Source organism: Wenyingzhuangia aestuarii, from assembly GCF_011927765.1.
Classification (GTDB): domain Bacteria; phylum Bacteroidota; class Bacteroidia; order Flavobacteriales; family Flavobacteriaceae; genus Wenyingzhuangia; species Wenyingzhuangia aestuarii.
The window spans coordinates 80076-91576 of the sequence record NZ_JAATJG010000014.1 but is presented as its reverse complement, the minus strand read 5'-3'; the positions used below and the strand labels follow the sequence as shown (position 1 = coordinate 91576).

Below are 11501 nucleotides of genomic sequence, written 5' to 3'. Positions count from 1 at the left end.
AGAATGATCCAAAGAATATTAATATTTGTTACCATACTATTAGTTTTAGACCTTTATCTTCTTACTAGTTTTAAAAATTATTTTACCAACAACACTGTTAAATTAAGTTTTAAATGGTTCTACGGTATAAGCATGTTCGTTAGTTATGCTTGTTTTGCCTTAATTATTTTAAATATAGATAATAGACCTACGCAAGGAACCTTAATCATCAATTTATGGTTTGGTTACACTTTTGCTTTTATAGCATTAAAACTAGGAATGTTCTTAACAGCTGCTTTTGATGATGTCGTTAGAATTGTTGAGTTTGTAGGGAAATTTATAGCGAATGTTTTTTCAAGTTCTAATACAGCAGTAAATTTAAGTGAAAGAAGAAAGTTTATAGGTCAAATAGGTTTAGGTTTGGCCAGTATTCCGTTCTTATCAATGCTTTACGGAATTACAAAAGGGAAATACAATTACAAAATAAAAGAAGTAGCACTGTCTTTTAAAAACTTACCTAAATCTTTTGACGGTTTAAAAATTGTACATATTTCAGATATTCATTCTGGTAGTTTTGATGATATTGATGAAGTTGCCCATGGGGTAAACATGATCAAAGAACAAAAACCCGATTTGATTTTATTTACTGGAGATTTGGTAAACAACGATGCGGTAGAAATTGTTCCTTATAAAGAATTGTTTGGAAGCATGACAGCTCCTTTAGGGGTCTTCTCTAGTTTGGGAAATCACGATTATGGAACTCATAAACGATGGAATAGTTCTGAAGAAAAAAGACAGAATTTGTTAAACTTGTTCCAGCATCAAAAAGACATGGGCTTTGAGTTGTTAAACAACACCAGCAAAACCATTTCTAAAAATGGAGAACAAATTGATATTGTAGGAGTAGAGAACTGGGGAAAACCGCCTTTTCCACAAATAGGAGATTTGTCTAAAGCTTTAGAAAATGCTAATAAAGACAATTTTAAAATTCTATTATCTCACGACCCTACACACTGGGATGAAAAAGTAATACCTCACAAAGAACAGATAGACTTAACCTTGTCTGGACATACTCACGGAATGCAATTTGGAGTAGAAATTCCAGGTTTTAAGTGGAGTCCTTCAAAATATATTTACAAACGTTGGGCAGGTTTGTATAACAACAAAGAACAATATTTATACGTAAATAGAGGTTTTGGATTCTTAGGTTTTCCAGGGAGAGTTGGTATTTGGCCAGAAATTACCGTAATTACCCTACATCAAAAAAGTTAATACATGAATGCATTTCATCAAACCTTAAAACATTGGTACGATAAATCTAAACTAGGCTTAGTAGGTAGAGAACTTAAAGAACAAGAGCTTTTTAAAAGAAAAGAATTGTTGGAACACGCTGAATACAATCCAGATTTCTCCATCAACATGATTAATGTTTGTGGTGTTTATGAAATTGTAGGAGGGAATCCCGATATTAAAGACAGCTACTACACGGGTTTGTTAAATATAGATTTAATAAGCAACCAAATAGAAGCCAATTGGTTAATAGAAGGAGAGCAACAACAAACAGGTTACGGTTTTGTGTTTAACAATACCTTAGTAATTAGCTTTAATTACAGTGTAGAAAATGAATATTTTAACGGAATTGTAGCATATAGTTTTATAACTCCCGATGTAGTAATAGGTAAATGGACCGAAGAAATTGCCATAGAAAATGCTTTTGAAATGTGTCGTAAACTAACGGCTGACGAACTAGGAGAACCAAATCAAGAAGATTATTTTAGTGCCAATTAATTGCAACTAAGATAAAGCCAACATATACAACCTTTTGGAAAAGGATTAATAAACAATTTTTAATCATAATTTCTAACTTCTTTTGATTACTTTTGCGCTTTAAATTTAAAGTGCAACCATGCAAGAAATAAGAAACATTGCTATTATAGCCCACGTTGACCACGGTAAGACTACTTTGGTAGATAAAATTATTGATCAAGCAAAAGTATTGGACGAACGTAAAGAACGTACGGACTTATTATTAGATAACAATGATTTAGAGCGTGAAAGAGGGATTACAATTCTTTCTAAAAACGTATCAGTTCAATATAAAGGAACAAAAATCAACGTAATTGATACTCCTGGTCACGCCGATTTTGGTGGTGAGGTAGAACGTGTATTAAAAATGGCTGATGGTGTTTTATTATTAGTGGATGCTTTTGAAGGTCCTATGCCACAAACTCGTTTTGTATTAGGAAAAGCAATCGAATTAGGATTAACTCCTATTGTAGTAGTAAACAAAGTAGATAAAGAAAACTGTACTCCTGACATCGTTCACGAAAAAGTTTTTGACTTAATGTTTGCTTTAGAAGCTTCTGAAGAGCAATTAGATTTTGCTACGATTTACGGTTCTGCAAAGAACAACTGGATGAGTACTGATTGGAAAAACCAAACTACAGACATCGTACCTTTATTAGATGCTGTATTAGAATCTATTCCTGCATCTCCTTACAACGAAGGAACTCCTCAAATGCAAATTACATCTTTAGACTTTTCTGCTTTTACAGGAAGAATTGCTATTGGACGTATTTTCCGTGGAGACTTAGAAATTGGAAAAGACTACATGTTATGTAAAGCTGATGGTTCTACTAAAAAAGTTAGAATTAAAGAATTACACGTATTCGAAGGAATGGGTAAAGTTCAGGTAGAAAAAGTAAGATGTGGAGATATTTGTGCTATTACAGGTATTGATGGTTTTGAAATTGGTGATACAATTGCTGATTTAGAAAATCCTGAAGCATTACCAAGAACAGAAATTGACCAACCTACCATGAGTATGTTGTTTACTATAAACAACTCTCCTTTCTTTGGAAAAGAAGGTAAATTTGTAACTTCTCGTCACTTACGTGATCGTTTATTTAAAGAATTAGAGAAGAACTTAGCGATGAAAGTTGAGACGACAGATTCTGAAGATAAATTCAACGTTTTTGGTCGTGGTGTATTACACTTATCTGTTTTAATTGAAACAATGAGACGTGAAGGATACGAACTACAAGTAGGTCGTCCTCAAGTAATTTTTAAAGAAATTGATGGTAAAAAATGCGAACCATACGAAACATTATCTATTGATGTTCCTGAAGATGTTGCTTCTAAAGCTGTAAACTTAGTTTCTTTACGTAAAGGAGACTTAATGGTTATGGAGCCTAAAGGAGATTTACAACACTTAGAGTTCGTAATCCCATCTCGTGGATTAATTGGATTAAGAAATAAAATTTTAACAGCTACTTCTGGTCAAGCAATTGTAAACCACCGTTTCTCTGAATACGGACCTTACAAAGGAGACTTTACAGAAGAAGTAAAAGGAGCTATAGTTTCTGCTGCTGCTGGTAAAGCAACTGCATATGCATTAGACCGTTTACAAGATAGAGGTAAATTCTTTATTGATCCTAACGATGAAATTTATGTAGGTCAGGTAATTGGTGAAAATAGCAAGTCTGATGAAATGTCAGTAAACTTGGTAAAAGGAAAGCAATTAACAAACATGCGTAAATCAGGTACTGATGAAGCAATGAAAATTTTCCCTAAAGTAAACTTCTCATTAGAAGAATGTATGGAATACATTAAAGCTGATGAATATTTAGAGATTACTCCAGAAAGTTTAAGAATGAGAAAAATTAACTACAAAGCTTAATTTTCTTTTACATATGTATATAAAAAACTCTTTCAATTTTTTGAAAGAGTTTTTTTATGCTAACCTATTATATTTTTGTAAATTAAGTATATGAAGTATATTATTGTGATTGTAATGCTATGTACACAAATACTTTCATCTCAGTCTTTTAAAATTGGTCGTAAAGTAACTTTGCCAAAAAAACTTGAAGAAACTTCAGGAATCATCTATATTGGCAAAGAATTGGTCTCTTTTAATGATTCTGGGGGAAAGGCAGAATTGTATGTTTTAAATCCTTATACAGGAAAAAGAAACCGAACGGTTAGAATTCAAAATGCTCAAAATGTAGATTGGGAAGCCATTGCTCAAGATGAAAAAGCAATTTACATAGCAGACACAGGAAACAACTACGGAGATAGAACAGATTTAGTTATTTATAAAGTGTTGAAAAAAGATTTTATAAGAAAAAATGCTGTTAATGCAGAAAAAATTTATTTTTCTTACGAAGATCAGTTCTTTTACGAAAGACAAAAACACTACACCAATTTTGATTGTGAAGCCATCACCATTTATCAAAATCAATTACTATTATTTACCAAGAATTGGGGAGATTATCATACTAACATATACAAGGTACCTACCAAAAGTGGGAATTATAGTGCAATCAAAATACATTCTTTAGATATTGGAGCTCTCCTAACATCTGTAGAATACAATCATGATAATAATTTATTTGCAGGAACAGCTTATGATAAAGATTATAAATCCTATCTAATAATTATTAAAGACTTTTACCTTAGTCGTCAAAAAATCAGTAAAATAGATTTAACACCAAAATTAGACTACGCAAATCAAATAGAAGCTATTGCCTGGAAAGACAACAATGAGGTGTATATTACAAGAGAGGCCTCTAAAAACAAAGTCAAAGGGAAAAAATACAAAAACAAACAAAAGCTCTTTTTAATAAAACTAAAGGATTAGTTGTATTTTTGTGGATTCATAAAAAGATAGAAAGTGTCTAAGTTTTCAAAATTAATTCAAAAACAAAAGGAAGCAAAGCAAACCAAGAAAGATCACTTTAACTTGGAAGCTAAAACCAATGCCAATAGGGATGTGGTGTTATGTGCTTGTGGTTCTCAAAAATCATACAAAGTTTGTTGTGGAGTATTTCACAAAGATATTTTAAAAGTACAATCTCCTTTAGAGTTAATGAAATCTAGATATACAGCTTATGTACTTGCTGATATAGATTATTTATTAAAAAGTCATCATTCATCAACTAGACCTACCAAAGAAGCAGATGAAATTTCAGCATGGACCAAAGCTGTTACTTGGTTAGGATTAGAAATTATAAAAGCAGAAGCACCAACTACTAATGAGGGATTTGTAACGTTTATGGCTCATTTTTTAGAAAATGGAACTAAAAATACCATACACGAAACCTCTAGATTTATCAAAGAAAACAATCATTGGACCTACATTGATGGAGTTCATTCTTAAAAATATACACAATGGCCAAAGCAGGAAGTGATAAAAACACAAAGAACAAATCCAAGCACTCTAAGTTAATGGATAGAAAGAAGAACAAAATTAAAGCGAAAGAACAAGCTCATAAAGATCGCTTAAAAGCTTTAAAAGAGCAAATAAAAACAAAACAAGAGGAATAAAAAAAATCAGAAACAGAGTGTGCAATAAACTCTAATTTCTGATTTCTTCGTAAATTTCATTCAACCTAAATTTACTTTGCTAATATATAGCTTTTTAAATAAAAACTGAGAAAAAACAGTTTTTATTTCTTTAGCAAGGATATTCATTTTTAGCAATGGCTACAGCGGCTATTTCTTTTTTAAGAGCTACTATGTTAGGATAGTTTTGATATTTGGTAAATCTTTTCAATCCCATTAATAACATTCTTTGTTCGTCCCCTTCTGTAAAAGAAATAATTGCTTCTTTTCCTTTTCTGCTGATAGTTTCTACAGCGTTGAATAAATTTAATTGAGTCATAGCAATTTGCAAACTAGTTTCTTTCTCTGAGGTCTTATTAGCTAACTTTTCTGTTTTTAACAAGGTAGATTCAGCCATATAAACTTCTATTAAAATTTCTGCAGCACACAATACAATTTCTTGTTGTTTTTCTAATTCCATTCCAAACTTTTCTACAGCTTTTCCTGCAATCATTAAAAAGGTCTTCTTTAATTTTGTTAAAATTTCTTTCTCTTCAGAAAACAATACACTGTAATCAGGAGTATCAAAAGAAGGAATTGCCATTAAATCGTTAGCCACATCCATGGCTGGAGTCATTAAATCTATTTCTCCTTTTAAAGCTTTTTTCATCAACATACCAATAGATAACAATCGGTTAATTTCGTTGGTTCCTTCATAAATTCGAGAAATACGTGCATCTCTCCAAGCTCCTTCCATAGGTGTGTCTTCAGAGAATCCCATACCTCCATAAATTTGTAAACCTTCATCTGCATTAAATTGACCTACTTCGGATCCATAAACTTTTAAAATGGCACACTCTAAAGCAAAGTCTTCTACACCTTTTAGTTCAGCATCTGCATGTGGCATTCCACTAGTACTTAAGGCATCAATTTTCTTTTGTATATCACCTGCAGCTCTGTAAACACCACTTTCTGTAACAAAAGTTTTGGTACACATTAGAGCTATTTTTTCTTGAATGGCACCAAAATTAGCAATGCTGATTCCAAATTGTTTACGTTCATTGGCATAGTTTACCGCATTGTTAATAATTCTTCTACTAGCATCTAAACAAGCGGCTGCTAATTTAATACGACCAATATTTAAAATATTTAAAGCTATTTTAAATCCGTTTTGTCTGTCTGACAACATGTTTTCTACTGGAACTACAGTCTCATTGTAAAACACTTGTCGGGTAGAGGAGGCTCTAATTCCTAATTTCTTTTCTTCTTCTCCCATGGTAATCCCATTAGGATTGTCTTTGTCGTACTCTACAATAAAGGCTGTTAAGTTTTTATCATCTTCTATTCTGGCAAATACAATCATCAAATTACAGAATCCCGCATTGGAAATCCACATTTTTTGACCTGATATTTTATAATGTGTACCATCTTCAGACAATACAGCTTTAGTTTTTCCTGAATTGGCATCAGATCCTGCACCTGGTTCTGTTAAACAATAAGAACCAAACCATTCTCCAGTAGTTAATTTAGGAACGTATTTTTGTTTTTGTTCTTCTGTACCATACAATACAATAGGCATCGTTCCAATACCTGTATGTGCTCCAAAGGCTGTTGCAAAAGAACCTGTAGCTCCAGAAATATAATCACAAACCAAAATGGTGGACATGAATGACATACCCATTCCTCCATAAGATTCTGGTACAGCTATACTTAAAAAGCCCATTTCTCCAGCTTTCTCCATCAATTCTTCGGTAAAAGCATAGTCTTTTTTCTCAAAACGTTCTTTGTGTGGCCAAACTTCACGATCTATAAATTCCTTTACAGACTCCTTCATCATCAACTGCTCTTCTGTAAAGTCCTCAACAATAAAAACATCGTTGGAGTTGGTTTCTTTTACGATAAATTCTCCTCCTTTAATTGTATTTCCCATTCTAGTATTTTTTTAAAAATTTTAAACTTAAGTATTGATTAATAATGTTACTTCAAAAACTCATAAATTCCTGCAGCACCTTGTCCGGTACCAACGCACATGGTCACAATACCATACTTATTTTTCCGTCTTCTCATTTCATTAATTAACTGTACTGATAATTTTGCTCCGGTACATCCCAAGGGATGTCCTAAAGCAATAGCTCCACCATTCACGTTCACAATCTCTGGGTCTATACCCAATTCATTAATAACAGCTAATGACTGTGAAGCAAAAGCTTCATTCAATTCAATTAAATCAATATCTTTTAAACTCATTCCTGCTCTTTCTAAAACCTTTGGAACCGCTCTTACTGGACCAATTCCCATAATTCTAGGTTCTACACCCACAGCAGCAAAAGAAACCAATCTAGCAACAGGTTCTAGATTTAATTCTTTGACCATTTCTTCACTCATCACAATTACAAAAGCAGCACCATCACTCATTTGTGACGAATTCCCCGCAGTAACAGATCCATTGTTGGCAAATACTGGTCTTAACTTGGCTAAGACTTCTAAAGAAGTGTCTTTTCGAGGTCCTTCATCTTGAGTTACCTCATAGTTTTTAGTTTGTTTTTTACCATCGTTATCTACAAAAATTTCTTCTATGTTAATGGGAACAATATCATCATCAAATAAGTTTTCTGCTTGCGCTTTTAAAGCTTTTTGATGTGAGTGAAATGCAAACGCATCTTGATCTTTTCTAGAGATTTTAAATTGTTCTGCAACTGCCTCAGCAGTTAATCCCATTCCCCAATAATACTCTTCATTACCTGCTTTGGTTTCTTTATAGTTAGGGGAGGGTTTGTATCCTCCCATAGGAATGTACGACATGCTTTCTACACCTCCTGCAATAATACAATCGGCCATACCTGACTGGATCTTAGCTGCGGCTATGGCAATGGTTTCTATTCCAGAAGCACAATAACGATTCACCGTCATACCGGCTACATCATCAATTTTTAATCCCATTAAAGAAATCAAACGTCCCATATTCAAACCTTGTTCTGCTTCGGGCATGGCATTTCCTACAATCACATCGTCAATTCTGGTTTTGTCTAATTCGGGAGTTTTTTCTAATAAATATTCAATGGTTTCTGCTGCCAGTTCATCAGGTCTTTTAAAACGAAATAAACCTTTAGGTGCTTTTCCTACTGCTGTTCTATATCCTTTAATTATATATGCTTGTTTCATTTTTTTAAAACTTTTGGCTATTAGCTCTTTGCTTTTAGCTAGGTTAATAATTTTAAGTCTACTAACTTACGAATACTAGTTCCTTAAAGGTTTTCCTGTTTTTAGCATGTGCTGAATTCTTTCTAAGGTTTTTCTTTCTCCTAAAAGAGATAAAAAAGCATCTCGTTCTAAATTCAATAAATACTGTTCAGATACCTCCGTAGGTTCCGACAAATCTCCACCGGCCATAACATAACCTAATTTGTTTGCAATCAATCGATCGTGTTCTGATGCGTATTTTCCGGCCACCAAACTATCAGCTCCTACCTGAAACATTCCTAAGACTTGCTGACCTAAAACTCTTACTTTTTGAGGAGTAGGTTTTAAATAACCATCTTCCAACATTTGTATAGCATGTCTTTTGGCTGTAGCTATTTGTTGATGTTCATTTACAACCACCAAATCTTTGTGTTCTTTGTAATATCCTAAATCATAAGCTTCATGAGCCGATGTAGCTACTTTGGCCATGGCAATATTGATGAACGCATCTCGCATTCTATTTAATTTTACATCATCTTTTAAAACGGAATCAGAAACTCTTTTAGCCATTTCTTTGGTTCCACCACCACCAGGAATTACTCCAACACCAAACTCCACCAAACCAGTGTAGGTTTCTGCAGCTGCAATTACTTTATCAGCATGTAAACTTAATTCACAACCACCACCTAAAGTTAATCCTCTAGGAGTAATTAGGGTAGGGCAAGAGGAGTAACGCATTCTCATTACCGTATTCTGAAAGTATTGAACGGCAAAATTTAACTCGTCATATTCTTGTTCAATAGCCAACATAAATACCATGGCTAAATTGGCTCCTACCGAAAAATTAGTGGCTTGATTTCCTAAAATTACAGCATCGTATTCCGATTCTGCCAAATCAATCCCTTTATTAATAGCTTGTAAAACTCCGCTACCTAACGTATTCATTTTAGATTGGAATTCTACATTTAAAACACCATCTCCTAAATGCTGAATAGAAGCTTCTGAATTAGACCAAATGGTTTGACTTTCTCTAATATTATTTAAAATGATGAAACTATCTTGTCCCGGTATTTTAACTTGTTCTTTAGAAGGAAGATCATAAAAATACTTTTTCCCTTCTTTAAGTGTATAAAGTGATGAATTTCCATGTGCCACAAATTCATCTACCCAAGCAGCATACGATAAATTTTCAGATTTCATCAATGCAATCCCTTTCTCTACACCAATAGCATCCCATATTTCAAATGGACCGTGTTGCCAACCAAAACCAGCTTTCATAGCATCGTCAATTCTATAGGTTTCATCAGAAATTTCTGGAATTCTATGACTTACATACGCAAATAATGCTGCAAAGGTTTTTCTATAAAACTCACCTGCTTTGTCTTGCCCTTTGATCAAAACTTTAAAACGATCCACAACATTATCTATCGTTTTGGTAGCGTTTAAACTGCTAAAACTAGCTTTTTTAGAGGGATGATATTCTAAGGTATTTAAATCTAAGGCTAGAATAGATTTTCTTCCTTTTTCATCTACATGTTTTTTGTAAAATCCTTGTTTTGTTTTGCTTCCTAACCACTTGTTTTCTAGCATGGTTTGCATAAAATCTGGAAGCTGAAACAAGTCCACAGATTCATCGTATTTACAATTATCGTACAAACCATTGGCTACATGTACCAAGGTATCTAGTCCTACCACATCTACCGTTCTAAAGGTTGCAGACTTAGGTCTTCCTATAATAGGTCCTGTTAATTTATCTACCTCTTCTACAGTCATTCCCAAATCTTTTACAATATGAAGCATGCTCATAATTCCAAAAATTCCAATTCGGTTTCCTATAAAAGCAGGAGTGTCTTTGGCTAAAACGGTTGTTTTTCCTAAGAATTGAGAACCAAAGTTCATTAGAAAATCTACCACTTCAGGCTTACAGTCGGGTCCTGGAACTACCTCAAATAACTTTAAGTATCTTGCAGGGTTAAAAAAATGTGTGACAGCAAAATGTTCTCTAAAATCTTTAGAACGCCCCATATTCATGTACTGAATAGGAATTCCAGAGGTGTTACTAGAAATTAAAGTTCCTGGTTTCCTGTGTTTTTCAATTTGTTCAAATACTTTTTGCTTTACATCTAAACGTTCTACAACTACTTCTATAATCCAATCTACCTCTTTAATTTTTACAAGATCATCGTCTAAATTACCGGTAGAAATTCTACTAGCAAAAGCTTTATTGTATAAAGGTGCAGGGTTAGACTTAATAGCCGTTTGTAAATTGGTATTTACAATTCTGTTTTTTACCAAAGGATGCTCCAATTCTAAGCCTTTGGCTTTTTCCCCTGCAGTTAATTCTTTAGGTGCAATATCTAATAATAAAACTTCTACACCAATGTTTGCAAAATGACAAGCAATTCCAGACCCCATAATTCCAGATCCAATAACTGCTATTTTATTTATATTTCTTTTCATACCTAAAAAATTAATTTTTTATCAATTAACTCTTGAATAGTTTCTGTAACTACTTTAAAAGTTTCTATTTGTTTGGGAGTTAAATTTTCTTCCACTGTTTGATTAAACTTTAGAACCAATTGCTTAGAAATTTCTCTTTGTTCTTTTCCTTTATCAGTAAGCTTTATTAGAACACCTCTACCGTCTTCTGGATTTTTCTCCCGGTAAATTAACTCTTGTTCTTCCATTTTTTTTAAAGTTCTAGATAAACTAGTAGCTTCAATGCCCATTTTAGGACCTAAAAGAGTAGAAGGAGTTCCGTTTTTATAGTGAATACAGATCAATACAAAGCCAATAGTCATAATACTATTCTGATTCACAGCTTCTTCATTGTACATTTTATTAATAGATTGCCATGTACTACGATATAAATAATCAAAGGGTGTTGTTTTCATAGACTTAAATATACCAAAAATAATTATGCTTGCATAGTTTTTTGATAAAATTAATTACGATATACTTATTTTTACATTCATAAATTTAAGTGTTGACCAATATTAAAGTCTACTTAATATCAAATT

General features: G+C 32.9%; 10 protein-coding genes. 6 read left to right on the top strand and 4 right to left on the bottom strand.

From position 1 onward, the window contains the following. Window positions 1–3 precede the first annotated feature (3 nt). The 6 genes from GGR97_RS12800 (at window position 4) to GGR97_RS12775 (ending at window position 5304) form a co-directional block, all read left to right on the top strand. Window positions 4–1251, top strand: coding sequence for a metallophosphoesterase (locus tag GGR97_RS12800; RefSeq protein WP_167898919.1), 1248 nt, complete (start codon window positions 4–6; stop codon window positions 1249–1251). A 3-nt stretch (window positions 1252–1254) separates the two neighbouring features. Further along, window positions 1255–1767, top strand: a complete 513-nt coding sequence (locus tag GGR97_RS12795; protein ID WP_167898918.1) for a hypothetical protein — start codon at window positions 1255–1257, stop codon at window positions 1765–1767. 118 nt (window positions 1768–1885) lie between these two features. Beyond that, a complete protein-coding gene (typA, locus tag GGR97_RS12790) occupies window positions 1886–3658 on the top strand; it encodes a translational GTPase TypA (protein WP_167898917.1) in 1773 nt (590 codons plus the stop codon). A gap of 90 nt (window positions 3659–3748) precedes the next feature. Beyond that, on the top strand, window positions 3749–4618 hold the full coding sequence (locus GGR97_RS12785; protein WP_167898916.1) for a hypothetical protein: 870 nt from the start codon (window positions 3749–3751) through the stop codon (window positions 4616–4618). A 33-nt stretch (window positions 4619–4651) separates the two neighbouring features. Next, window positions 4652–5137: a YchJ family protein gene (locus tag GGR97_RS15395; protein ID WP_167898915.1), complete on the top strand. Its 486-nt coding sequence runs from the start codon at window positions 4652–4654 to the stop codon at window positions 5135–5137. Window positions 5138–5148: 11 nt separating this feature from the next. After that, a complete protein-coding gene (locus GGR97_RS12775) occupies window positions 5149–5304 on the top strand; it encodes a hypothetical protein (protein WP_167898914.1) in 156 nt (51 codons plus the stop codon). Between the two features lie 130 nt (window positions 5305–5434). On the opposite strand, the gene GGR97_RS12770 is transcribed toward GGR97_RS12775, so the two are convergent. The 4 genes from GGR97_RS12770 to GGR97_RS12755 all read right to left on the bottom strand — a co-directional run bounded on the left by GGR97_RS12770 (window position 5435) and on the right by GGR97_RS12755 (window position 11375). Further along, window positions 5435–7231 (bottom strand): acyl-CoA dehydrogenase family protein, encoded by a 1797-nt coding sequence (locus GGR97_RS12770; RefSeq protein ID WP_167898913.1) that lies wholly within the window; start codon window positions 7229–7231, stop codon window positions 5435–5437. 47 nt (window positions 7232–7278) lie between these two features. Beyond that, window positions 7279–8463 carry an acetyl-CoA C-acyltransferase gene (locus GGR97_RS12765; protein WP_167898912.1) on the bottom strand — a complete coding sequence of 395 codons (1185 nt, stop codon included), beginning with the start codon at window positions 8461–8463 and terminating at the stop codon, window positions 7279–7281. Window positions 8464–8538: 75 nt separating this feature from the next. Continuing rightward, entirely contained in the window at window positions 8539–10941 is a 2403-nt protein-coding gene (locus GGR97_RS12760) for a 3-hydroxyacyl-CoA dehydrogenase/enoyl-CoA hydratase family protein (RefSeq protein ID WP_167898911.1), read from the bottom strand. A gap of 2 nt (window positions 10942–10943) precedes the next feature. After that, complete coding sequence (locus tag GGR97_RS12755) at window positions 10944–11375, bottom strand: MarR family winged helix-turn-helix transcriptional regulator (protein ID WP_167898910.1); 432 nt, start codon at window positions 11373–11375, stop codon at window positions 10944–10946. Between the last annotated feature and the right edge of the window lie 126 nt (window positions 11376–11501).

Bases quoted from the DNA above. Each gene is read 5' to 3' on its own strand.
- GGR97_RS12800 (WP_167898919.1), top strand. From the start codon at position 4: ATGATCCAAAGAATATTAATATTTGTTACCATACTATTAGTTTTAGAC.
- GGR97_RS12795 (WP_167898918.1), top strand. From the start codon at position 1,255: ATGAATGCATTTCATCAAACCTTAAAACATTGGTACGATAAATCTAAA.
- typA (WP_167898917.1), top strand. From the start codon at position 1,886: ATGCAAGAAATAAGAAACATTGCTATTATAGCCCACGTTGACCACGGT.
- GGR97_RS12785 (WP_167898916.1), top strand. From the start codon at position 3,749: ATGAAGTATATTATTGTGATTGTAATGCTATGTACACAAATACTTTCA.
- GGR97_RS12775 (WP_167898914.1), top strand. From the start codon at position 5,149: ATGGCCAAAGCAGGAAGTGATAAAAACACAAAGAACAAATCCAAGCAC.
- GGR97_RS12770 (WP_167898913.1), bottom strand. From the start codon at position 7,231: ATGGGAAATACAATTAAAGGAGGAGAATTTATCGTAAAAGAAACCAAC.
- GGR97_RS12765 (WP_167898912.1), bottom strand. From the start codon at position 8,463: ATGAAACAAGCATATATAATTAAAGGATATAGAACAGCAGTAGGAAAA.
- GGR97_RS12760 (WP_167898911.1), bottom strand. From the start codon at position 10,941: ATGAAAAGAAATATAAATAAAATAGCAGTTATTGGATCTGGAATTATG.
- GGR97_RS12755 (WP_167898910.1), bottom strand. From the start codon at position 11,375: ATGAAAACAACACCCTTTGATTATTTATATCGTAGTACATGGCAATCT.